The 22066-nt window shown below is 54.8% G+C and carries 17 protein-coding genes and 1 pseudogene; 4 read left to right on the forward strand and 14 right to left on the reverse strand.

Annotation, left to right across the window (positions count from 1 at the left end):
• Positions 1 to 80 precede the first annotated feature (80 nt).
• Positions 81 to 1772: a M28 family metallopeptidase gene (locus ABD931_RS06535; protein WP_345265172.1), complete on the forward strand. Its 1692-nt coding sequence runs from the start codon at positions 81 to 83 to the stop codon at positions 1770 to 1772.
• Positions 1773 to 1800: 28 nt separating this feature from the next.
• Here ABD931_RS06535 and ABD931_RS06540 read toward each other — a convergent pair whose 3' ends face one another.
• On the reverse strand, positions 1801 to 2718 hold the full coding sequence (locus ABD931_RS06540; protein ID WP_345265174.1) for a DUF808 domain-containing protein: 918 nt from the start codon (positions 2716 to 2718) through the stop codon (positions 1801 to 1803).
• 138 nt (positions 2719 to 2856) lie between these two features.
• On the reverse strand, positions 2857 to 3867 hold the full coding sequence (locus tag ABD931_RS06545; protein WP_345265176.1) for a glycoside hydrolase family 43 protein: 1011 nt from the start codon (positions 3865 to 3867) through the stop codon (positions 2857 to 2859).
• 604 nt (positions 3868 to 4471) lie between these two features.
• Between ABD931_RS06545 and ABD931_RS29240 the strand changes: the two are divergent.
• The 3 genes and pseudogenes from ABD931_RS29240 to ABD931_RS06560 all read left to right on the forward strand — a co-directional run.
• A pseudogene (locus ABD931_RS29240) lies at positions 4472 to 4663 on the forward strand (acyltransferase); the annotation flags it as partial.
• A 5-nt stretch (positions 4664 to 4668) separates the two neighbouring features.
• Positions 4669 to 5436, forward strand: coding sequence for a hypothetical protein (locus ABD931_RS06555; RefSeq protein WP_345265180.1), 768 nt, complete (start codon positions 4669 to 4671; stop codon positions 5434 to 5436).
• Positions 5437 to 5501: 65 nt separating this feature from the next.
• Complete coding sequence (locus ABD931_RS06560) at positions 5502 to 7070, forward strand: capsule assembly Wzi family protein (RefSeq protein ID WP_345265182.1); 1569 nt, start codon at positions 5502 to 5504, stop codon at positions 7068 to 7070.
• A 21-nt stretch (positions 7071 to 7091) separates the two neighbouring features.
• Here ABD931_RS06560 and ABD931_RS06565 read toward each other — a convergent pair whose 3' ends face one another.
• The 12 genes from ABD931_RS06565 to ABD931_RS06620 form a co-directional block, all read right to left on the reverse strand.
• Entirely contained in the window at positions 7092 to 8177 is a 1086-nt protein-coding gene (locus ABD931_RS06565) for a sugar transferase (RefSeq protein WP_345265184.1), read from the reverse strand.
• A 17-nt stretch (positions 8178 to 8194) separates the two neighbouring features.
• Positions 8195 to 9298, reverse strand: coding sequence for a DUF354 domain-containing protein (locus tag ABD931_RS06570; RefSeq protein WP_345265186.1), 1104 nt, complete (start codon positions 9296 to 9298; stop codon positions 8195 to 8197).
• A 4-nt stretch (positions 9299 to 9302) separates the two neighbouring features.
• Positions 9303 to 10070 (reverse strand): AglZ/HisF2 family acetamidino modification protein, encoded by a 768-nt coding sequence (locus tag ABD931_RS06575; protein WP_345265188.1) that lies wholly within the window; start codon positions 10068 to 10070, stop codon positions 9303 to 9305.
• Entirely contained in the window at positions 10063 to 10698 is a 636-nt protein-coding gene (hisH, locus tag ABD931_RS06580; RefSeq protein ID WP_345265190.1) for an imidazole glycerol phosphate synthase subunit HisH, read from the reverse strand. Before hisH ends, ABD931_RS06575 begins: the two co-directional genes overlap by 8 nt.
• Before the next feature lie 23 nt (positions 10699 to 10721).
• Positions 10722 to 11876 carry an N-acetyl sugar amidotransferase gene (locus ABD931_RS06585; protein WP_345265192.1) on the reverse strand — a complete coding sequence of 385 codons (1155 nt, stop codon included), beginning with the start codon at positions 11874 to 11876 and terminating at the stop codon, positions 10722 to 10724.
• Between the two features lie 3 nt (positions 11877 to 11879).
• Positions 11880 to 13745, reverse strand: a complete 1866-nt coding sequence (gene asnB / locus ABD931_RS06590; protein WP_345265194.1) for an asparagine synthase (glutamine-hydrolyzing) — start codon at positions 13743 to 13745, stop codon at positions 11880 to 11882.
• A gap of 3 nt (positions 13746 to 13748) precedes the next feature.
• Positions 13749 to 16568 carry an asparagine synthase (glutamine-hydrolyzing) gene (asnB, locus tag ABD931_RS06595; RefSeq protein WP_345265196.1) on the reverse strand — a complete coding sequence of 940 codons (2820 nt, stop codon included), beginning with the start codon at positions 16566 to 16568 and terminating at the stop codon, positions 13749 to 13751.
• A gap of 66 nt (positions 16569 to 16634) precedes the next feature.
• A complete protein-coding gene (locus tag ABD931_RS06600; protein WP_345265198.1) occupies positions 16635 to 17525 on the reverse strand; it encodes a glycosyltransferase family 2 protein in 891 nt (296 codons plus the stop codon).
• Between the two features lie 3 nt (positions 17526 to 17528).
• On the reverse strand, positions 17529 to 18809 hold the full coding sequence (locus ABD931_RS06605) for a hypothetical protein (protein ID WP_345265201.1): 1281 nt from the start codon (positions 18807 to 18809) through the stop codon (positions 17529 to 17531).
• A 5-nt stretch (positions 18810 to 18814) separates the two neighbouring features.
• The gene (locus tag ABD931_RS06610) at positions 18815 to 19435 is read right to left on the reverse strand and encodes an FkbM family methyltransferase (RefSeq protein WP_345265203.1); all 621 of its coding nucleotides are present in this window, start codon (positions 19433 to 19435) and stop codon (positions 18815 to 18817) included.
• A gap of 124 nt (positions 19436 to 19559) precedes the next feature.
• Entirely contained in the window at positions 19560 to 20912 is a 1353-nt protein-coding gene (locus ABD931_RS06615; RefSeq protein WP_345265205.1) for a lipopolysaccharide biosynthesis protein, read from the reverse strand.
• Between the two features lie 44 nt (positions 20913 to 20956).
• A complete protein-coding gene (locus ABD931_RS06620; RefSeq protein ID WP_345265207.1) occupies positions 20957 to 22060 on the reverse strand; it encodes a Gfo/Idh/MocA family protein in 1104 nt (367 codons plus the stop codon).
• Positions 22061 to 22066: the final 6 nt, after the last annotated feature.

The raw sequence follows: 22066 nt of genomic DNA on the forward strand, positions 1-22066 counted from the left end.
GCCACATAGCCATATTGCCTTAACTGCTGTATCTTTGTAATTTCATAACATCCTGACAACCTGCTGAACCAGCTTAGTTAATGACGTATAGCAAACAAACCTTCCTGTATACGGCCGCTTTGGCAGCCACCCTGCTGACCGGCACCCTGCCTGCCTGGGCGCAGGACGCGCTGAATCAGATTCCCGCCGAAGCCCGCACCGTTGTGCAAACGGTACGGCCCGAAGCCATCAGGGCGCACATGGGTTTCCTGGCCGATGATGCGCTGGAAGGCCGCCGGCCCGGCACCCGTGGCTTTGCCCTGGCGGCCAATTACCTGCAGGCGCAGTTTGAAGCGCTGGGTCTGCTACCGGCCGGCGATAACAAAACGTACCGGCAGGCCGTGCCGCTGCGCCGGGCACAGGTCAACGAAGCCGGCAGTTCGTTCGCTATCGTGCGCAAAGGGAGCGAGCAACCGCTGGAATACGGCAGGGGGTTTGTGCTGAGTCCCAACTTTGGCAAAGCCACCAGCGAAGTGACCGCCCCGGTGGTGTTTGTCGGATTCGGTATTACCGCCCCGGAACTGAGCCACGATGATTATGACAAGATCGACGTAAAAGGAAAAATTGTTGCGTATTTCAACGGTGCCCCAACCAACTTCCCGTCTAACCAGCGGGCTTATTATAGCTCTACCTCCAAGCTGGAGAATGCAGTGGCTCATGGCGCAGTCGGCGTCATTTCCTGTAGCATTCCGACCGATCTTCGCACCCGCATGGAGGCCACGGCCACGCGGCTTCGCCAGTCGCAGGGCGTAACCCGCTGGGTGGATAAGCAGGGACAGGCGCAACGCACCAACCCCGAACTGCTGGGCGTAGCTACCGTCAGCGACTCCACCGCCCGCGCTTTGTTTGCCGGTGCCGGCCGCTCGTTTGATGATGCCGTGGGCTGGGCCACACGCAATACCCCCCAGGCGTTTCCGCTGTCGGTTTCGGTGCGGATGCGGACCCAAACCACGACTATGCCCGACATTCGGGGCGAAAACGTAGTAGCCGTTTTACCCGGCACCGACCCCGTGTTAAAAAATGAGTATGTGGTGCACGTGGCGCACCTCGATCACCTGGGAATTGGAAAGCCGGTCAACGGCGATTCAATCTACAATGGTGCGCACGATAATGCCTCCGGCGTAGGTATTTTGCTGGAAACAGCCCGGTTGTATACCTCGCTGCCGAACCGCCCCCGCCGGTCTATTCTGTTTGTGGGGGTAACCGGTGAGGAACTGGGCCTGCTGGGCTCCGATTACTTTGCCGGCAACCCAACGATGCCCGGTAGCATGGTGGCTAACTTCAGCCTGGATATGCCGTTCTTTTTCCACCCGCTGCTGGATATTGTGCCCTACGGAGTTGAGCATTCCAGCCTGTCGCAGCCGGTGGGTATAGCGGCCGCTGCCCTGGGTGTAGATATTGCCGAAGATCCTATTCCGGAGCAGACCGTATTTATGCGCAGCGACCACTTCAGCTTTGTCCGGCAGGGGATTCCAGCCCTGTTCATCAAGAGCGGCTTCAAAACCGGCAATCCGCAGCTCGACGGCCGTAAAGTCAACCTCGACTGGCGCGGGACCATCTACCACTCCCCGCAGGACGATATGAACCAGCCGTTCGACTTCCAGGCGGCCGCCAAACACGTTCAGTTGCAATTCCTGACCAGCTACCTCGTAGCCCAGGCCGACACCCGGCCGGTCTGGAACAAAGGTGACTTTTTCGGCAATAAATTCGGGAAGAAAAAGGACGTAAAGTAGAGAAGCTATATCCGGTACAGGCCCGGTCTTATCGTTTTCCAACGACTTTCTTCGCCAGTATTACCACTTTCTCTACCACAAAGCCGATAATAAGTCCAGCGACCGCGCAGATCAGGGCCTTTGTCAGCCAGGCTACTGCCGGCATGTTGGCCAGGGCATGTTCCAACTCGTGCAGTAGATGATTGGTATACGGAATACCATGGGCAATGATTTCGGCACCTACCCAAAGCATGGCTGCCGTACCTACGTAGCCCAGCAGAGTCAGGAAACGTGGCATAAACTTTACCAGGCCGCGGCCAAACGTCTGCGTAGCCGGGGAGTATTTAGCCTGCGTCAGGTGTACGCCAAGGTCGTCTGCTTTAACAACCAGACCAACAAAGCCATACACGGCCACTGTAATGAAAACACCCACGGCCAGCAGTACCAGTATCTGGTTGATAATGTCCTGGTCGGCTACCTGGCTGTAGGCAATGGCTACGATTTCTGCCGACAAGATAATATCGGTGCGAACCGCACCCGTAACCCGCTGCTGTTCGAGTTCCTCCGGCGTGATGACTTTTACCACTTCACTTTTTACCTCCTCATGAGGCCGGCTAAACAGGGAATGCACCTTTTCGTACCCCTCGAAACATAAATAGGCACCCCCAACCATCAGAATTGGCGTGATTGCCCAGGGTGCAAAATAGCCAAGAAACAAGGCCGCCGGACTCAGAATAAGCAGTTTGTTGACCAGCGATTTTTTGGCAATCCGGTAAATGATCGAAAGTTCACGGGATGGGTCAAGTCCTACCACATATTTGGGCGTAACGGCCGTATCATCAATCACAATACCCGAAACCTTACCGGTGGTTTTGGCTACCTGGGTAGGTACATCATCCAGACTGGCGGCACTTGCCTTTACCAGGGCCGAGATGTCATCTAATAAAGCAAAAAATCCTGATGGCATTTTCGATTAATTCGGTACCTGCTTCCCGTTTTACGGCGGCTGTATGGGCTTTCGTGTATCTGCCGGTCAGCAAGGTAGTGGTAGCTTTTGCTTAAAAATTTTGTGGCGTATGGCCGGTTGTACACGCCTGTTCCTTACCTACCGTATGGGGCGGGGGTTGACCCCTTCAACGGTGATTTTAACCGGCAGAATAGCTCCGCTTTCATCAAACCGGAGTTCGTCAATGCAGGTTTCCCGGTGGTTGCGGTCGGTTTCGGTGAGCGGCCGGCGGTGGTAGACAATGTACCATTCATCGGTGCCGGGAATCTGAATCACCGAATGGTGACCGGCCCCCGTGGCTACAGCGGGGTCCTGTTGCAGGATCTTACCCACACGTTCGAAAGGCCCAAACGGTGAGTCGGCTATTGCGTAGGCTACCGAGTAGTTAGGGCCTCCCCAGCCGCCTTCCGACCACATGAAGTAGTACTTACCCTGCCGGATGAACATAACGGGGCCTTCTACATAGCCTTTCGGGGTAATTTCTTTAAACGTGGTGCCATCCGGAAAGGGCAGAAAGCCCGTAAAATCAGGGTTAAGCCGGGCTATGTTACAGTGCCGCCAGCCGCCGTACAGGATGTAATACTGCCCGTCTTTATCCCTGAACACAAACTGGTCGATGGGCTGCGCTCCGTTGTGGAACTGGCCGATGAGGGGCTTGCCCAGATAATCTTTAAACGGTCCGGCCGGGTTATCGGCCACCGCTACCCCAATGCCGCCGGTTTCCCGGTCGTTCTGAATATCGTTGGCTCCGAAGAACAGATAGTAACGGCCGGCTTTTTCGACCACCGCCGGTGCCCACATGGCCTGTTTAGCCCATTTCACGGCGGTAGTGTCGATAATTCGGGGATGTTTGGTCCAGTTCACCAGGTCGGGCGACGAGAAGGCGTCCATAAAAACCTGCTGGTTATACGGAGCCGAATAGGTCGGGTATATCCAGTACGTTTTGCCGAATATAGTGCCTTCCGGATCGGCATACCAACCGGGAAAGACCGGATTACCGGCTCTGGTTTTGGGTTTGGACGAATGGCTGGTTTGCCCTTTAGATGGTGACTGGGCCAGGGCCGGCACGATTACCGCGACCAGGAGGCAACCAATAACGAACTTCTGCATAGCATTCCGAAAGGGTTTAAGCGGGTGCGGGTGCAAGTATACGCATAAAACCAACGCCGGAAAGGTGTTGCGCCGATTCCTGTTTCGCCAGACAGTCGTCAAAAAGGGCCATAGGATAAGTTCAGACTATACAGGTAGCGTATCTTCGGCGCTGAACCGGCGGCATCAGATTATTTTTTACTTTTACTCTCTCGATGGCAGAGAGCGACTGCTTAGGCACACGCAGTGGTATAGACTCCCTTTTGTAGAACGTATGGAAAGGTTTTTGATGGCCCTGGCGCAGGAGCAGCTGGGCAGCGCCAAGTTAGAGGCAAAGAGCACCCGTGGTCTGTTCCGGTCCTTTATAGGAAAAGTACTTCAGTGGATGGCCATGACGCGTTTTCCAATTGGGGCCAAGAATCGCTGCCGGCTGGAGCGCCTGCGGGGCGTAAAAATAGGCAGAAACGTTTTTCTGGGCGGAGGCAACATACTGGACCGGGTAAGGCCCGACCTGATTACCATTGACGATGAAGTGTCGCTGGCGGGCGGGGTTTACATCCTGACCCATTCCAACCCAACTACCCCCCTCCGGGCTATTTTGGGCGAGTCGGCCCATGTAATCAAGCCGGTACATATCAAAAAAGGGGCCTGGATCGCCATCAATGTCGTTATCCTGCCTGGGGTAACCATCGGCGAAAATTCTATTGTCGCTGCCGGTAGCGTGGTTCGCAAAGATGTACCGCCGTATACGGTAGTAGGCGGAAATCCGGCCAAAGTAATCAAGAGCATTAATCCTGTACTGTCAGAAGAAAACTAAGAGACGTGGCTGTTCCGGGGATGGACTTTTCGCTGATTGCTTATCAACAACTACTACACGCCCTGATCAAAGCCGAATACCGGTTCCAGACGTTTGCGGAGTTTTTGCAGCACCCGCTTCCCCGCTGCATTATACTGCGTCATGATGTCGATCTCATGCCGGCCAACTCATTAAGGTTTGCCCACCTGCAGCATCAGCTGGGCATACAAGGAGTGTACTATTTCAGAGCTGTGCCGGAGAGCTGGGATGAAAGCATCATAAGAACCATTGCGGCCCTGGGGCACGAAATCGGGTATCATTATGAATGCCTCACCACCTGCCGGGGCAATATGGCGGCAGGCATTATCGATTTCGAAAGAAATCTCACGGCCCTGCGTGCACTGGCGTCGGTACAGACCATTTGCATGCACGGCAGCCCCCTGTCGCCGTATGATTCCAAAGATCTCTGGAAGGTGTATGATTACAAAAGCTACGGTATTCTTGGCGAACCTTACTTTGATGTTAACTTTAACCAGGTTTTTTACCTGACCGACACGGGCCGCCGGTGGGACGGCGATCAGGTGAGTGTTCGGGACAAAGTGAAATCCGGCTTTGCCCTGCGCTTCCACTCTACCGATGAAATTATCCGGGCTGTCGGGAATAAAGAACTTCCCGACCGGATCATGTTTACCTTTCACCCGCAGCGCTGGAATGATAACTTATATTACTGGTGCCGGGAGCTTCTGTTGCAGACGGTGAAAAACCTGGTCAAGAAGTATTATTATGTACGATGATACGGTATAAATTAACCTGGTAAATTGGTCATATTTACAGCCAGTTTACAACAAAAGCGACCCTAATGATGAAGCTTTTATCGATTGGCTTTGGGGCCTTTATACTCACGGTGTCACCGGCGCTTGCTCAGCGGATACCCCGCTACATGTACGCAGAAGCGGGCGTATCGGCAGCCAGTACCAACCAGACACCCTTCTGGATGCACGCCAACCAGTTTGGTATTGTTCCCAAAGAGGGGCCCTTCGGGACGGTTCGGGCTGGTATTTACCGGGATTACCGACCCTATGCCGATAGTGCGGCCGGAAAATCCTCCAGAGGAATTCGGTTCGACTGGGGCTACGGCTTGAATGTAGTGGCCAATGCGGCTCCCCAATCGGCTGTTTTGCTGCCCGAACTGTATGTCAAAGCCCGCATTAGTATTTTCGAAGTCAGGGCGGGGCGCTGGCGTCAGGTAATTGGCCTGGCCGATTCAACCCTGGGGGTTGGCCCTTATAGCTGGTCGGCCAACGCGCTGCCGATGCCACGGGTGGAGGTATCCATTCCGGTTTTTACCCCAATTGAGTTTACCAAAGGAATACTCTCGGTGCAGGGGGCTTACGCTCATGGCTGGTTCGATAATGGCGGCATCATCAAAAACTTTTATCTGCACCAGAAGGCGCTGTATTTCCGGCTTGGGAAAGAAACCTGGCCGGTTCGGCTATACGGAGGAGCAAATCATCAGGTTCAATGGGGCGGGCGCTCTTCCATCAATAATCCGCTTTTTGTAAAAGACGGGCGGTTGCCGTCAACCTTCCGCGATTATATCGACGTGGTGACCGGCGCATCGCTGCCGGCGCGGTCGGTGGTAGATACAACCAGGCTGCCAACTATCGACAGCAACAATCGCATCGGTAATCACCTGGGTTCGGTAGATCTGGGCGGAGAACTGCTCCTGCCCGGTTTTTCGCTGTTGCTGTACCGGCAGTTTATTTTTGAGGATGGCTCTCTCTTTCACGGCAACAACATTACCGACGGGCTGACGGGTATCCGGTTCCAGAGCCGGAAACCCCTGTCGGATGCTTTTCAACTGCGCCATATCGTTTTCGAAGTGATGGATACCCGTAACCAGGGAGGACCGGAATTTACGTTTGAGGATAAGACGAGAGGTAACGACGAGTATTTCAATAATTACCAGTACGCTATGGGCTGGTCATACCTGGGCCGGACTATTGGAACACCGTTTATCACTCCGCAGACCGATAGCCGGGAAGGGCTGCCAAAGATGAATATCACGCCAGACGATCTGCGCAGTTTTACCAATAATAACCGGGTGCTGGTTGTCCATGCTGGTGTGGCGGGAAATATTTTCCGAAACTATACCTTTCAGCTCAAGTGCTCGGTAAGCGACAACCGGGGCCGGTATATAATCCCTTTCCCGTACCACACCTGGCAGGTATCGTCGTATGCCCGATTCGGAATGCCCCTGAATGCTGCTCAGGGACTTTGGGCTAACCTGACAGTAGCCAACGACAATGGATTGCTGTATAAAAACAGCACCGGTTTCTATTTTAGTATCCGCAAAGAATGGCTCAGCGGACCAGTCGGCCGGTTTGCGCGGTCAGCGCGGTCGGTTACAAACCCCCGCCACTACTAACGGCAGCGGACACTGGCCGGCTTATTTGCTGCGAGCCCGCTTCCAGACAATGTTGTACAGGATTCTCAGCAGGTATGTTGCGTCGGTTTTGAGGGGTGCCTGGCTATAGGCCCGGAGGTAACGCAGTTCAGACTCGACAATCTCCTCGAAATTCCGGGGCAGGTCGGCATAATAGGGAGGAAACAGGCCGGGTTTATGTTTGATCCGTTCCTGTTTGGCTTCTTCCGGATACAGATTGAAATACTGGGCACTCAGCGGCCGTACGCCCACCAGTTTAATATCTCCTTTCAGGAGGTTGATCAGCATTGGAATTTCATCCAGCCAATATTTCCGCATGAAGCGGCCCGGCGAAATCACCCGGAAGTCGTCTTTGAATTTGCCGCCGGCTTCCAGCCCGTTAAGCTGGTGCATATACTCCTGCAGGTATTCAGAGTAAGGGTGCATGGTTCTGATCTTGTACACGCGGAAAGGGCGGCCGTGTTTGCCTATGCGCCACATATGCAGCAGAACCCCTTCGGGTGAGGGAGGTCGCTGAACGGTTTCTGCACCGGTTTTCCCGGCAACCACAAAAAACTGGCCACCTGATTCGAAGCTTGTGCTGATCGTGTAACCCGCATGCACAAACCGCCCGAGCGTTTCGGCCCGCGACAGTACGCGTTTAGCCGGAAAGAACGATTTGTACAGGCTGCGCGTCAGACTAAGCCGGGGCGCTACCCGGTGTAACAGATAATCGAAAACGTACCAGAGGTAGGCAAGACCTATTGGGGACGAACCGAACAGGCGGCTTTTTCGCTGATCGGACAATTCCAGATGGCAAACCAGAAAGCCGTCGGGCTGAATGTACGAAAAGGCATGCCGCAATAAGCCGCTTATATCGGTAACCTGATTCAATGACCGGCCGGTAAACACAGTGGCATAGGTCGTGGTCGGGCTGCCGGCCAATTCGTCAAGCAGCGCCGAATGACCGTTTAGCCAGGCGGTAACGTCACTGATTTTCTGCAGATCTTCTTTTTGGTAGCCATACGACTGCAACTTATCTGATAAGCTCAGATACGGGTTGCTGGTTTGCTGAGTCTCTGCAACGGTAAGTAGGTGCGAATACGCCATAACCTTAATTATGAGACTTATACCTGTTCCAGTACCATTTTAAACCGATACTGGTATGAGGGATTCTCGTTTATCACGTGAAGGCTGGCCGGATAATTTTCGACCAGCCAGACCATAAATGCCGTAACATCGATCTTTTCGTCCAGTAGTCGGCGCCGGCGCTCCTGCCATTCGGTTCGGGCATCTTCCCGTAACAGGGCTACTGCTTTTTCCAGCACGCCCTCAAACGAGACAAACAAGGCCTGAACGCCATACCGCTCCAGTTCGGTATGAACGCCCGGCCGGGTTGCCGGAGCCAGCAGGCTGTTGACCAGAATATTGGGCACACCCAGCAAGGCGCATTCACTGGCCGTTGTGCTGCCTTCACCAATGTACAGACTGGCATACGCCAGCAGGTGATGCAGTTTTTCGGGCGCTAACCGGAGCCGGTACAACTCCAGCTCAGCCGGTAGCTTACCCTCTGAGGAGATAAAAATACGGCCGTAGGCTTTTAATTGATCGACAAGCTGCAGCTTTTGGGTAAACGTAAGCCCCTGATGGCCAACATCATGGTTGGCATCCCACGAAACAAAGCGGAGCAGGATAAACGGGTCGGCCGGTGTAAGTCCCAGGTCTGTCAGTACGCCAGGGTCCGGCTGAAAATACGCCGGAGCCAAATGACAGAGTTCGATGAAGCTGTCGAAGCGAACCTGCCTGGGGCCAACCTCCTGCCGGTAAGCCTGTGGGGTCACGACCGTACGGGTAAACGGCCGATACATCAGCTGACCCAGCCGGGCGTGTTCGGTATCGTCGAAGGCGATATGGGGTTTCCCCATCAGCCAGGATACCTGAGCCGCATACGGTGATCCAAAGCTCAGAAAAAGATCAGGCCTGAAGGTGCGGGCCACCTGCAGGAGGTGGTAATCGCCTTTCAGGGTATACAATAGCTTGCTCAGAAGTCCTTTGCTGCCGGTACCGCGGGATGTATAGGGTATACCGTAGGATTTTAACAGGCTGAATGTCACTTCTTTGTCACGCGCCACCACGGTTACCTGATGCCCGCGCTGCTCCAGCATCCGGATGGCATTCCGGAAGTAGTGTACATGACCAGGGTGACCTATATCCAGTAAAATCTTCTTCATTCAGCTACGCTTTACTTAACAACTGCTGTAATTCGGATTGCGCCGGAAAACTGATTAACACCGCCCGGCGCGGCCCGTGGTACACAAACATACTGCCCGCCGACGCGGCCGAGGCCCGGCCTTCGGTGACAATCCGGCGGATGTCCTGAAATGAGCCGCAACCGCCCAGCGCCACCACGGGTACCTCAACGGCTGTGGCAATTTTCTGTACCAGGTCAACGGCATAGCCGGCCATTGTTCCATCCTGCTCCACCGACTGCACAATAAGCTCACCCACGCCGTTGTCGGCTAGTTGCCGGGCGTACTCCAGCGGGGTGAGGCCGGTAGTCTGGCCGCGAACGTGGTCGTATACCTGCTCTTTTTTCCACCAGTTGCGCTTGACGTCGATACAGGCGACAATGGTAGAGGAGCCGAACTCCTCAGCCGCTTCCCGGATAAATGCCGGATGGGTCAGCGCATACGTATTGATACAAACCCGTTCGGCACCGGCTTTGATTAGTAGTTCTATAGATTTTAGCGAACGGACCCCGCCACCTACCGTAAACGGCATATTGGTTTCGTCGCCTATTTTCTGCACCAGAGCCGGATCAATGGTGCGATTCTCGGCGCTCGCCCGGATGTCCAGAAAGATCAGTTCATCGGCCCGCAGGTCATTGAAAAGCCGCACGGCATTGATCGGGTCGCCGATATAGCGGTGGTTGGCAAACTGGACGCTCTTGACCAGGCCGTTATGCTGCAGGAGCAGACAGGGAATCACGCGGGGTCTATACATAGGCCGGTGATTTAACCAGATTCACAAAATTCCGTAACAGGGTCATCCCCGCATCCTGACTCTTTTCCGGATGATACTGAAAGCCGAAAATATTAGCCTTCTGCACGGCTGAAATAAAGGTGTACCCATAGTCGGTAGCGTGCAAGGCGTCGGCTGGTTCGGTTAGCTTAACATGGTAAGAGTGAACAAAATACACGAGTTCGCCGGCTTGTAAGCCCTCCAGAACCGGATGAGCGCGGGTGGGCTCTACGCTGTTCCAGCCGATATGCGGGACCTTCAATTGCGTTTGGTCGAGCCGGAATTTCACCGTATTCCCTTTGATCCAGCCTAAACCGGCGGCATCGCCTTCTTCGCTATGCTCCATTAGCAACTGCATACCCAGGCAAATGCCCATCACCGGTATCTGTTCGCCCAGTACCCGGTCGTGAAGGAGTGGAAGCAGGTCGAGTTGCTGCAGCCGGTCCATGGCTTTGCCATAATGACCGACACCGGGCAGAATTAAGGCCTGCGCCTGCTGAATTACGGCCGGGTCGGCGCTGAGGCAGCAGTCGACGCCCATCCGCCGGAACTTATTATAGACCGACCGGAGATTCCCCATTCCGTAATCAACAACAACAACTTTTAGCATAATGGTGTGGCTTAGGCCGGTACCTAAGCTGCCCGTTCCTCTAGTTCGTAGAGGATTTTGGGCTTTACGGCAAATATCTGTTTCAGCACGGGGGCCGCCAGATAAAGCATTCGCTTCATAAGCGGATAATACGATGGATAATCCAGAAAGGTCCTGTTCGGGCCGTTCCAGATGGCGTCAAATTCGGCCGGGGTCAAGTCCAGCTTTTTGATGACGTACTCCTTATCCGCTTCCATCCGGTCGTGAGCATAGGGTGGCCGGTCAATCATGGCCAGGGCCTGCTCGCGGGTGATTTCTCCGCTGAGCACCTGCGCCGACAACGTAATGCGCCGTTTGTCGATGTTGAACTTGCGGGGCAGCCAGTAGGCGACCGCAAATTTGGTGAACAGGTTCTCGTGGTGATGCCCGCCGTAGTATTCCCACCCGTACTGTTCCTGCAATATAGCCTGTGCTTCTTTCTTTTGGTACGCCAAATGATTAAACGGCGCAATGAGCTTGATTTTCTTAGCGTACCCCAGATACAAAAAGTCCCAGAGGGTCATGGTCGGGTAGGTTTTCAGCTTCACCCGGCCAAACTGCCCGTGTACGTGCTTAAGCTGCCGCAGGTCGGTGTAGGTCCATTCCGAAGGCTGCTTGCCCTCTGAGCGGAAGTCACTGCCGATCAGCACGTATTTCAGCTTTTCCTGGTCGGCCAGCTTGTAGAGGATGGATTTGATGGCCAGGTCGGTAGGAGCGTCGATCCAGGGCAGGCCGGCAACCATGTATGACCGCAGAATGTCTTTGATCTCTTCGTAGTCGATGACGTAGGTTTCCAGGTCGATGTTCAGCGCCGTGATAACCTTTTTGATGTTCTTGACGGCAATGTCGGAATTCCAGCCGTTGTCGAGGTTGACGGCCAGCGGGTTCAGGCCGTATTCCTTAGCAATGTGCAGCAGGTAGGAGCTATCCGTGCCGCCACTTACGCCAATCAGGCAGTCGTAGCGGGAGCCGGCCGGCTTGTGTTTTTTTATCTGGGTAACAAGCTGCTGCCAGGTGGCCAGGCCCTGCTCGCCCCGTGGGAAGCCGGCCGCCAGCCTTTTCTGAATGGTCGCATAATTCGATACGCCCTGCTCATTGAACGTGATGCCTGGTACTGTGGTATCCCAAATTCCTTCCTGACAAATCTGATATGTACGCATACATTAGTGAACTCCCGAATACACGGAATTGCTGTTTACCGTTGAAAATTTACCCAGGAAATGGGCCACCTCAATCCACTTCCAGATGTCGCGGGCAATATGGATGGTGCCCTGCTGATGGAGTTTCAGCCGGTTCCGACACGCTTCTCCGTCAAAATAACCCGACTGAACAAAGGCCGGGCTGTTCAGTGCGTCCTCGGCTTTCTGCTGAAACACAGGGGAGCGCATCCAGTCGTCGGCGGGGTTTTCAAAGCCGACCTTGTCCTGTCGCGTCCGAATCGGCTCCGGCAGCCGGTTGCGCATAGCCTCCCGCAGAATCCATTTGGTGGTGCCGTTGCGAATCAGCAGGTTTGAAGGTGAGGCCAGGGTTTTCTCTACCAGCCGGTAATCCAGGAACGGCTCGCGCAGCTCGATGGAGAAATACATGCTGTTGAGGTCGTTCCACTTCAGATTGTGTTCCAGCTTGCTCTCAAAATGCTGGAGCAGCGATTCCCGCAGCGATTTCGGATTGTATAAATCGTCGGCAATGCCCGATAGCTGTGCCTGTTGCCGGTGAAAGTCGGCGTTGATGCCGTTGGCCTTTCGGTACGATGCGGCTGCTTTCAGGCTTTTCGGGGCCATATAATAGCCCAGGTAGGCCAGCGCCTGCCACGACCGATGGTTTTTGTAGTAGGTCCGGCTCTCGTGCAGCAGCCGCGAGAATTGCCCGGTCAGCAGCAGTTCGCGGAAGAGGCTGCCGAAAAAATAAGGATACCCGCCCAACTGCTCATCGGCGCCCTGCCCGTCCATCAGCACTTTCAGATACCGGGAGGCATCCTTCATAACTTTAAACTGCGAGTAAATGCTCAGCCCGCCAAACGGCTCAAAATGGCAGCGCATCAGCTCGTCAAAATCGGCCAGCAGGCTTTCTTCCGTCGGGTGAACATACACCAGATTAGGAAGCTGCGGCTCGTACGCCCGGATAAAGCTGCGCTCGTCGCCCCGGCGGCCCTCGCCGTACACCGCCGAAAAGGCGTAGTAATCGGTCTGGTGCAGACCGGTAATCAGTGTGGAGGCTACCGACGATGAGTCCAGTCCTCCGCTGAGGCAGATACCTACCGGCACATCGCTGCGCAGCCGTAGTTTGACGGATGATTCGAATACATCATAATACGCTTCCGGACTTTCCCAGCCGCTTTCCAGCTGTTCGTCGAGCCGGTACCAGCGGTTTATGCCCACAGTATGCCGGCGGATGGTCAGGCTGTGCCCATGCTTTAGCTTTTTGATTTGCCGGACAAAGGTGTTTTCGTCCAGGTCGGTGCGGCTGTGCAGCAGGTAGTTGTAGAGTACCGTATCGTCGGGGTGAAGCGGCTGCTGTAACCGCTGAACGTGTTCGAAGATGGGCGGGATCTCGCTGGCAAAGACAAAGGTATCGTTCGAGAGGTAGTAGTAGAACGGCTTGACGCCGAAACGGTCGCGGGCGGCAAACAGGGTTTTCTCCCGCCGGTCGTAGATCACAAAGGCCCACATGCCGTTGAAGCGGTGCAGGCAGTCGGGACCCCAGTGGCGGTAGGCGTTGAGCAATACCTCGGTATCGGTCTGGGTGCGAAACGTGAAGCGGGCCTGTAGCTCCTGCCTTATTTCCAGGTAGTTGTAGATCTCGCCGTTGAAGATCAATACGTAGCGGTCATCGTCTGACCGCATGGGCTGGTGCCCGGCACTGGATAAGTCCAGGATGCTGAGTCGTACAAAGCCTAAGCCAACGTTATCCTCCACAAACGTGCCGGTATCGTTGGGGCCGCGGTGCCGCTGCCGCAGCATCATGGCTTCGACCGCCGGCCGGGATACCGGCTCTTCTGATAAGTTGACGATGCCTGAAATACCGCACATACACTAGTTGGTTTGAGGAGGTAACCGTTTGCCCTTTATTCGCCGGAGCAGATACGCTTTTTGTTCTTTGCGGACCTGCTGCGTAACAAAATCGGGGAATGGTCTTTCCTTCCGGATAAATCGGGTTTGGATATAGCCATAAAGCTGCACAAGCGGAGCCAGCAAGAAAGGCGGCTCCAGGGCTTTCGACAGTGCCTTGGCCATAAAGTACGCACCAACGTACGGAATACGCCCGTTGGAAAGGCCGGTACGATAGTGGTTGTAGAGCGGGGAGCCTGCCCGTGAGCCTTCCGGTTTCAGGTGCTCAAACTCGTAGGGCAACATACGCGTTTCCCAGCCTTTGGCACGGGCTCCGGCATTGTCGACGGTATCCCAGCTGGTGTACGGATAAACACCCCCGATGTCGGCAAGGCAGGCTTTCCGGTAGCATTTGGTAGCCCCCCGTGTGTTGCCGGCACTGGTATCGGCTTTCTCCCGGACGCCGTTGAGGGTCAGGTGACCAGACGCAATGCCGAGCCGGGGATTTTGCCGGAACTCCGCCAGAATGCCGGCAAAAAAATCCGGCTTAAAATAAACATCGCCGTCCAGTTTCACCACCACATCGTAGGCGACATCGACCAGGCTGAGCCCGTAGTTGAACAACTGCACCACGCGGGAGCTGTAGTCGTTCCGCTTCAGATCCGGGCCGCTCACGACCTTAATCCAGGGATAGCGGCCGGCGTACTGGTGCAAAAGCGCCGGCGTCCGGTCCGTCGACTGGTCATCGACAATAACCCACAAGCGTGGTTTATTGGTTTGCGCGATAACCGACTGCAGGGTGGCCTCAATATGTTCGCCCTCGTTGCGGACGGGCGTGACGATGACGTAGGTAAGATCGCCGGTTTGCATGGGCTGTTTCGGGAAAAATGTATGGTGCCACAGCGCCAGGTTGAGCAGCCGGAGCATCATTTTCATACGCTTATGATCGGTGTAGGGCTGATCCAGTTGCCGGCGGATGTCCCGGCCCAGGCCCATCGACTGCAGAAAAGCGGAGTTTTCAATGGTGGTGCAGAACCACGCTTTCAACTCTCCCCGGAACCAGTAATCCTGCGGAATTTCCCAGCCCATCTTATCTTTCCGCCACGTAATCTGATCGGGCAGCAGACCGTTCATCGCCAGCCGGGCTACGTACTTCGTCCAGCCCTCGTGAACCTTGTACACGCCCGGCATCCCGTGCCAGAATTCGGCCAGGCGGTAATCCAGGAACGGGTAGCGGGCTTCTACCGAGCAGGCCATAGAACTATGGTCGCCGTAGTGCAGCAGCGTGACCATATGGTTGAAATAGTCGCGGTGGAGCCGTTCGTTCACCGTCACAAACGGGTCAGACAGCTTTCCCAATCGGTTTAACGCCTGCCGGGTAATGGTTGCCAGCCCCATTTGCCGCAGGATATTGAAGGCAGCACCCAGGCGGGCAAAGGACCGACTGCCCGGCATGCTGGCGAATAGCGCGTACTCCTGCCGGAGGGCGCTTGCCGGGACATTGGCCAGGTGGTTGGTGATGTAAAACTTATAGCCGGCCTGCAATTCGTCGGCTCCCTGCCCGTCGAGTGTGACGGTAACGCCGTTTTGCCGCACCAGTCCGTAGGTAAACATGTACGACATGAGCGTGCTTTCCTGCGGATTTTCCATTGCCCGGACCATTTTTTGCATCTGCTCCGGCACCTGAGCGGCCTGCGGCTCTACGCCATACGCTTCCAGGTGATAGCGCTCGGCCATCAGGTTGATAAATTCGCTTTCGTCGCAGTCTTTGGCTCCTTCGCTCGGGTAAACCGTAGAGAAGACTTTCAGCTTCTGCGTAACCTGATTTTCCCGGTGGAGCTCATCAATGTAATGGACAATAGACGAGCTATCCAGCCCCCCCGAAAACGCCGTTCCGACCGGCACATCCGACCGCAGCCGCAGCCGCACGGCATCCCGCAACAATGCCCGGTACTGTTGCGCATATTGGTCGGCTTTCTGCGGATCAAAAGGTTCGGTCGACGGATTGACCGGCACCGTCCAGAACGTAGTAGCCGCCAGCCGGCCCGCCGGAATCTGCGCTATGTTCCCCCGCCACCAGGAGGCCCGGCTAAACCGGTAAATGTGGGTGAAGGCCGTTTCTTCCTGAAATTCGTTTACGCCTTCCCGCAGAAACCGGTCGATATAAGTAGTATTTGGCCTGGTCTCCACATCGGGGTGGGCCAGTATAGATTTAATTTCGGACCCGAAAATGAGCAGGCCGTTGTAATTGTAGTAGTACAGCGGCTTGATACCCATACGGTCGCGGCTCAGAAAGAGCTCGTGGCGATCCCGGTCGTAGATCGCAAAGGCCCACATACCGTTGAAGCGGTTGAGGCAATCGGCTCCCCAATGGGCATAAGCAGCCAGAATCACCTCCGTATCCGACTGCGACTGGAACGCATAGCCGGCAGCCGCCAGCTCTTCCCGAATCTCCAGGTAGTTGTAGATCTCACCGTTAAAAACAATCCAATAGCGGTTGCGGTAGCTCATCGGCTGGTGCCCGAACGGCGACAGGTCGATGATCGCCAGCCGCCGGAACCCAAACGCCAGCGAAGACCGGAGCGCATAGGCCGCCGTAATCGGTTCGGCGGGGTAATAGTCGGGCAACGCATCGGCAACTACCGGCGACTCACCCCCGTACACGGCGACCGTTTGCGGATCGGCGAACAGAAAGCCTTCATCGTCAGGCCCCCGGTGCGCAATCACATCGGTCATGCGCCGGATATTCTCCGCCAGCGGCCGTGCCTGCTGATTCGTTTGTATGATGCCTACTATTCCGCACATGGATTTATGGGTTTGAAGTCTGTAGTTGGTAGTTTGAACTGGCGAAGCAACTACAAACTACCAACCTCAAACTTTAATGTTCCGGTACTTCCAGAAATACGCCCGGCAGGTGCCGGCAATGAAAATCAGGGTAGCCAGCGGCCACAGGGGCGCTATGCCGTGCCGGCGGTAAAAGGTAACGTGTTTCTGGATTGAATTGATCGAATATTTATTGAAAAAGCTCTTCAGGAAAACCAGCGGCTTTTGCTGCCGGTGGGCGGTTCCGTCGGAGGTGAGCTGCTCGCTGGTCGACACCCGGGCATCCCAGCAAATGTACACCGGAATGCCCTGCCCGCGGGCGGTCAGGGCATAGTCATCGTCGGAGCCGTACTGCGGAAAAGCCGCTTCGTCCAGATACCCGATCCGGCGGATGACTGCCTGCGGAATCAGCATGCCCCGGCCGACGAGTCCGTAGGTTGGATACAAACCGGTCATGGTTTGCGGGTCGAAGGGGCAGAAAGGAGCCAGGTAACTGGTCGATTTCAGCCGCCACCGGCTCAGGTTCCTGTTGCCCGAAAAGGTCACCATAGGCGGCTGGGTATTGGCCAGCGACAAACTGCCGATCAGGGCCGGCTGCCGGATGGTGCCGGCTGCGGTCACCAATTGCCGGAGGTAATCCGGGGCAATCTCACTGTCGTCGTTCAGGACCAGAAAGGCATCCGGCTTCAGTGTGTTTTCGGCGTACCGGATGCCTTCGTTGGCCGAGCGGGTAAACCACCAATGGCCATTGCCTATGACACAGTGTACATCCGGAAATTCCTGCGCCAGCATCTCGGTTGTGCCGTCGGTAGAGCCATCAACCACAACCACAACCGAGAGGTGAATTGCTACCGGCTGCTGAGCCGCAAGTTGTTGCAGCAGCGAATGCAGACAATCTTTCCGGTTAAACGTGGGTATAATAACGGCAATGCTTCTCATACGTTATACCTTTCCGTTGTTTTCCAGGCCGGCAAGCTCCGGTTGTGGTGAGCGTTCGGCCTCCCGTTGCTGGTGGGCGGTGGCCGTCTCCAACTGCTGCAGCCGGTCGGCCAGGAACAGAAAGGATAGCAGCAGCGCCCGGTCGAAAATACCCTGCGAAAAGCCGGACGACATAACGGCCAGAAACGCGTAAACGGCAAACCGGCTGGGGTAATTGACCAGCCGGCAGTAGCGCCGTAAAAAGGAAAACAGGATGATGAAATACAGGACGGCAGCCGGCACGCCATAGGTAGCGGCCAGAAAGGTAATCCCGTTGTTGCGGTGGATCGATGAGTCAAGCGTACTGCCCAGGCGGCCAAAGCGGTTTTCGCTACGCCGGCCAAAGCCGATCAGCGGGCTTTTGGCAATATCGATGATGTCGAGGTATGCACTGCCAAACCGTGAGGTGTTGTCTTCCGTAGCCAGGCTGATGTTTTCCTGAATCTTGCTGCCCAGAAAGGCAAACTGATCATATGCTGAGACCGCCCCAAACAGCAGCAGGGCGGTGTATAATACCTTGATGCCCCGCCCAATGGTTTGGGTCGTGAGCACATACCCGATCAGGATAATAAAGAAGGTGGCATACCCGGCCGTGGAAAAGGTGGTAAGCAGCGAGAGAATAAACAGAGCGTTCTGCCGGTTGAGCAAGGTTTTCTTTTGGGCCAGGTTGAAAATAAGAGCCAGGTTGAGAAAGATGGCAAAGGCTCCCGGTTCCCAGAACGGGCCGGAGTTCCGGATAATGGTCTCTTTGGCGTAAGGATTGAAGGTATAGATGATAATATTGGGGCTGGTTTCGTATAAACTTTTACCCAGCGCCACAATCGGCTTGAAGAAAACATTGGCTATGTTTTCGATCAGGTAGTTTTCAACAGACGGAATAAAGGTCAGCAGGTACACCGGTAAAGCCAGCAGCGCCAGTACATAGATGACATCCGTATAGTATTTAATCAGCCGGATGCCGCAGATCTGTACAATGAAATAGATGGTAAACAGTTTGACCATCAGGCTCAGTATAGAGGTAAAGACGAAGTTGTTGAAGTAGAGGGCCTGCACCAGTTCCAGCACAAAAAAGGCCGCAATAATCCGCAACGGTCTTACCATAGCTGCTACCTTGTGGGTGAGCACCAAATAGCCGGACACTACAAACAGCAGGATGGCAAATTCCTGAAAACGGTAAAAATACTCGACACCCGTGGTGGCTATCAGGCAGTAGGTAAGCAGGTATTGCGTACGGGTCGAGGGCATAGGCGTTAATGTTTGATGAAGATCGAGTCGCTGTGCAGCACTCGTCCATCATGGGGGTGGCTTTCCTGCCAGAGATTTCCCCGGAATGAAAAATTCAGATCGCGCAGCATGGCATACAAGTCATCGAAAAGAACCTGCTGCTCATAAAACGGTTCAAAGCTGGTTTCAATAATCAGTACCTTGGCCTGCGAAAATACATGCCGGCCGCCACTGATCACTTTATCTTCAAATCCCTGCACATCGGCTTTGATCAGGATATTGTCTTCGAGCGTATCGCGGCTCAGCACATCGTCCAGACGTTTTACCTGGACCGGCCGGCATTCAAACGCCTTGCTGTTCGGAAAAACCTCCTCGTGCAGGTCATTCATCTTCAGCAGTGACGAACTGGGCGAGTGCTGATGCAGGTGAATGGCCGTTTGGTAATTGGCATCACCCAGCCCGTACGGATGAATGGTAATGTCCAGGTCCCGGGTGTTATTTTTCAGCTCCTCGTGGCAAACGTCGAGAGGCTCAAAGGAATGAATATGTGCCTGGGGTAACACTCCGCTTATTTCCCGCGCAAACTGCCCCACATTTGCGCCAATGTCAATTACGGTTTTTATGTTATACTGCCGTAACCAATTCATATTCGTTGGCCGGTACAATTTAACTTCAATGCCAATTTTCCGGAAAAGCCGGTTGAGCTTTGCCATTTGAGAAATAAAAGACCTTTTCATAACGTTTATGGTTCACAATTCAATTACTCGCAAGCTACTGATTCCAAACGCCGGCAGCCTTTGTATGAATAAGCTTGACATACTGCAGCGGGGCCTGCACCGCAAGAATAGCCAGACAGAGGCAGTTGCCCCACACCACCCCTTCTACCCCGATACCGGCTACGACCGCCAGGCCGTACGTTACCGGAAAGAACAGCCCCAGAATCAGGAGGGTAAATATAAACTGAAGCCGAATCTTGCCCGTCCCGTTCAGAAAGGTAATAAAGATATTATTCCAGGCATAGAGACTGACGTACACGGCATTAGCCACCGACAGGCTCAGGGGAATGCTGGTCATGTTGCCGGTCCAGGCCGTATACACCCAGTCGGCGTTCAGAACCATCACCAGCAAACCCAGTTGCAATACGCCCCAGAGTTGCACCGACCGCCGGATGGCGGCCCGAATCCAGGCGTAATCCTGCCGGGTGTAAGCCTCGGTGAACGACGACCAGAACGGGGCGGTAATGATGCTGAATCCCATGGTAACCACGTTGAAATACCGGTACGAGACAGAATAATCCGTCACCTCGTCGGGGCCGAACCACCTCGATATTAAAATGTTGTTGGTCTGGTAGAGCAGAACGGCGGCCACCTGCATGATAAAAAATTTAATGCCCAGGTCCATAACTGCCTTGAGCTTCCGCCGGTCGACGAAAGCCAGGGAAGGGGTCAGTTCCGGGAAAGTATAGCGGAAACAATACCAGTTGAATACCAGATAACTGCCGAAGGATACCAGACTCTGCACAACACTAAACAACACAAACGACGAATGCGTGACAACCGTGAGCGCATACACCCCAGTGAGCGATCCGAGGTTGATGGCTAATACAAGCAGGCCCGTCCGGCTGTTCTGATGCCGGGCATTCAGCACCGGATTGATGAGCGACAGCACCATCTGGGCAAAAAAGAAACTGACCACCAGGGTGCCGACCAGGCTTAGTTCGTCTTCCCATTGACGGGACACATTAAACAGGGCCGACCAGTTGATAAACGGCGACGCCAGGATAAATATCAGCCAGAGCAGCCCCATCATCAGCCCCGTTACGGCATAGGCCGTGCTGACGAGTTTGCGGGCTTCTGTCAGCTGATTACGGGCCAGGGCTTCGGTCAGACGGTTGCGTAGGCCGTTGCCGATGCCAATGTCAAAGAACGTAAGCCAGGCGGTGAAGGAACTAAGGGTTATCCAGATGCCGTACCGTTCTTTGTCGAGGTAGTGGAGCGACAGCGGTACCAGCACCAGCGTGGCGGCAATAGATACGCCTTTGTACAGGAACGAGCGGTAGATGTTCCGTAAAACACTGACTGTCCGCTCCGACCGGTTAGCGCCCGTAAAAAGTCTCACGTTCATTCTACTTATCAAACCGTTACGGCTTTTTAGTCGTGTCAGCCGGCTTATTGCCAGCCGGCCGCTTTCTGGGGGTACGCAATAGGCTGGGGTTCCGACATCAGGCGCAGGGGGGCTTTGACAAACTCCCGGCTGGCCGACTGGTAGATCCGCTCAATAATATCGACCACTTTGAGCCCCTCCATAGCGTTGGTGGTGATGATTGCCTCATTCTGGAGTACATTCACCACATTCTCGAAGACGTAGTTGTGGTTCTGCGCCGAGCCGGTATAGCCGCCATAGTTATTGCCGGGATTGGTGGGGGCCAGCTCCGGCAGGGTATAATCGCGGATGTGGCAGTACTCGACCCGGTCCATGTACTGCCCACCGACTTTAATGCTGCCGTTCTCGGCAATGATGGTGATGCTGCTCTCCAGGTTTTTTTGCCAGACCGCCGTTGAGAAATTCAGCGTACCCATGCCGCCGTTCAGGAACTCGAAAGACACAAAACCGCTGTCTTCAAAATCGGTCAGGTGCTGGTGATTAAAATCCATCAGCCGGGCCTGAATGTGGGTTATGTCCCCAAACAGCCAGTACATGATATCGATGAAGTGGGAGAACTGGGTAAACAGGGTACCGCCATCCAGGTCGCGCAGACCATGCCAGCTGCCTTCGGTATAATAGCGCTCGTCGCGGTTCCAGTAGCAATTCATCTGAATGATATAAAGCTGCCCCAGAATACCCGAATCCACAACCTCTTTCAGCCACTGTGAGGGGGGCGAGTAGCGGTTCTGCATCACGGCGAATACATCGCGCCGGCGGGCCAGGGCCTTATGCAGCACCCGCTCGGCATCCTGACGGGTCAGGGCCAGCGGTTTTTCAATGACTACGTGCTTGCCGGCGTCCAGACACGCCAGCGCCTGGGCCGCATGCAGACCGTTGGGCGTGGCTACCGAGATGACATCAAGGTCCAGATCGGCCCGGAGCAGGTCGTCGAGCGACGAAAAGACGGGGACATTGTATATGTCCAGCCCCAATTCCCGGGCGGGTTTAAGGTCGGCCAGCGCTGCCAGTTCGGCACCCGACTGTTGTGAAATCATCTCGGCATGACGTTTTCCGATATGACCGCACCCGACCACCCCAAAGCGTATTACTTTTTTTGATGATGTCATGCCCTG

Origin of the sequence: Nibrella viscosa, from assembly GCF_039541875.1 — a bacterium.
Classification (GTDB): domain Bacteria; phylum Bacteroidota; class Bacteroidia; order Cytophagales; family Spirosomataceae; genus Nibrella; species Nibrella viscosa.

Coding starts and splice junctions, on each gene's coding strand:
- ABD931_RS06535 (WP_345265172.1), top strand. CDS start 81: ATGACGTATAGCAAACAAACCTTCCTGTATACGGCCGCTTTGGCAGCC.
- ABD931_RS06540 (WP_345265174.1), bottom strand. CDS start 2,718: ATGCCATCAGGATTTTTTGCTTTATTAGATGACATCTCGGCCCTGGTA.
- ABD931_RS06545 (WP_345265176.1), bottom strand. CDS start 3,867: ATGCAGAAGTTCGTTATTGGTTGCCTCCTGGTCGCGGTAATCGTGCCG.
- ABD931_RS06560 (WP_345265182.1), top strand. CDS start 5,502: ATGATGAAGCTTTTATCGATTGGCTTTGGGGCCTTTATACTCACGGTG.
- ABD931_RS06565 (WP_345265184.1), bottom strand. CDS start 8,177: ATGGCGTATTCGCACCTACTTACCGTTGCAGAGACTCAGCAAACCAGC.
- ABD931_RS06570 (WP_345265186.1), bottom strand. CDS start 9,298: ATGAAGAAGATTTTACTGGATATAGGTCACCCTGGTCATGTACACTAC.
- ABD931_RS06575 (WP_345265188.1), bottom strand. CDS start 10,070: ATGTATAGACCCCGCGTGATTCCCTGTCTGCTCCTGCAGCATAACGGC.
- hisH (WP_345265190.1), bottom strand. CDS start 10,698: ATGCTAAAAGTTGTTGTTGTTGATTACGGAATGGGGAATCTCCGGTCG.
- ABD931_RS06585 (WP_345265192.1), bottom strand. CDS start 11,876: ATGCGTACATATCAGATTTGTCAGGAAGGAATTTGGGATACCACAGTA.
- asnB (WP_345265194.1), bottom strand. CDS start 13,745: ATGTGCGGTATTTCAGGCATCGTCAACTTATCAGAAGAGCCGGTATCC.
- asnB (WP_345265196.1), bottom strand. CDS start 16,568: ATGTGCGGAATAGTAGGCATCATACAAACGAATCAGCAGGCACGGCCG.
- ABD931_RS06600 (WP_345265198.1), bottom strand. CDS start 17,525: ATGAGAAGCATTGCCGTTATTATACCCACGTTTAACCGGAAAGATTGT.
- ABD931_RS06605 (WP_345265201.1), bottom strand. CDS start 18,809: ATGCCCTCGACCCGTACGCAATACCTGCTTACCTACTGCCTGATAGCC.
- ABD931_RS06610 (WP_345265203.1), bottom strand. CDS start 19,435: ATGAATTGGTTACGGCAGTATAACATAAAAACCGTAATTGACATTGGC.
- ABD931_RS06615 (WP_345265205.1), bottom strand. CDS start 20,912: ATGAACGTGAGACTTTTTACGGGCGCTAACCGGTCGGAGCGGACAGTC.
- ABD931_RS06620 (WP_345265207.1), bottom strand. CDS start 22,060: ATGACATCATCAAAAAAAGTAATACGCTTTGGGGTGGTCGGGTGCGGT.